The 1,103-nt window shown below is 40.5% G+C and carries 2 protein-coding genes and 1 pseudogene; all 3 read left to right on the top strand.

Going from position 1 to position 1,103, the window contains the following annotated elements:
* Positions 1 to 96 (top strand): annotated as a pseudogene (locus E7C97_RS09535) (50S ribosomal protein L3); the annotation flags it as partial.
* A 24-nt stretch (positions 97 to 120) separates the two neighbouring features.
* Complete coding sequence (gene rplD / locus E7C97_RS09530; protein WP_000024549.1) at positions 121 to 744, top strand: 50S ribosomal protein L4; 624 nt, start codon at positions 121 to 123, stop codon at positions 742 to 744.
* Positions 744 to 1,040 (top strand): 50S ribosomal protein L23, encoded by a 297-nt coding sequence (locus tag E7C97_RS09525; RefSeq protein WP_001055347.1) that lies wholly within the window; start codon positions 744 to 746, stop codon positions 1,038 to 1,040. Before rplD ends, E7C97_RS09525 begins: the two co-directional genes overlap by 1 nt.
* The last annotated feature ends 63 nt before the right edge of the window (positions 1,041 to 1,103 follow it).

Genomic DNA, 1,103 nt, shown 5'->3' with positions numbered 1-1,103 from the left:
GTTCCAGAAAAGAACGTTATCCTTATCAAAGGTAACGTACCAGGTGCTAAGAAATCTCTTATCACTATCAAATCAGCAGTTAAAGCTGGTAAATAATAAGGAAAGGGGAATACAGTCAAAATGGCAAATGTAACATTATTCGACCAAACTGGTAAACAAGCGGGCGAAGTTGTTCTTAACGATGCAATCTTTGGTATCGAACCAAACCAATCTGTTGTGTTTGATGTCATCATCAGCCAACGTGCTAGCCTTCGTCAAGGAACTCACGCTGTTAAAAACCGTTCAGCCGTTTCAGGTGGCGGACGCAAACCATGGCGTCAAAAAGGAACTGGACGTGCACGTCAAGGTTCTATCCGCTCTCCACAATGGCGTGGTGGTGGAATCGTCTTCGGACCAACTCCACGTAGCTATGCGTACAAACTTCCTCAAAAAGTTCGTCGCCTTGCACTAAAATCTGTTTACTCAGAAAAAGTTGCTGAAAACAAATTTGTAGCCGTTGATTCTCTTGAATTTACAGCTCCAAAAACTGCTGAATTTGCAAAAGTTCTTGCAGCTTTGAGCATCGATTCTAAAGTCCTTGTTATTCTTGAAGAAGGAAACGAATTCGCAGCTCTTTCAGCTCGTAACCTTCCAAACGTGAAAGTTGCGACTGCTACAACTGCAAGTGTTCTTGACATCGCAAATAGTGACAAACTTCTTGTTACTCAAGCAGCTATCTCTAAAATCGAGGAGGTTCTTGCATAATGAATTTGTATGATGTTATCAAAAAACCTGTTATCACTGAAAGCTCAATGGCTCAACTTGAAGCAGGCAAATATGTATTTGAAGTTGACACTCGTGCGCACAAACTTTTGATCAAGCAAGCTGTTGAAGCTGCTTTCGAAGGTGTTAAAGTTGCAAATGTTAACACAATCAACGTAAAACCTAAAGCTAAACGTGTTGGACGTTACACTGGTTTTACTAACAAAACTAAAAAAGCTATCATCACACTTACAGCTGATTCAAAAGCAATCGAGTTGTTTGCTGCTGAAGCTGAATAATCTAAGGAGGAAATATCGTGGGAATTCGTGTTTATAAACCAACAACAAACGGTCGCCGTAATA

The organism is Streptococcus sp. (assembly GCF_032481935.1).
Taxonomy (GTDB): domain Bacteria; phylum Bacillota; class Bacilli; order Lactobacillales; family Streptococcaceae; genus Streptococcus.
The sequence above is the reverse complement of the archived record's forward strand: the minus strand, read 5'-3'. Positions and strand labels throughout refer to the sequence as shown.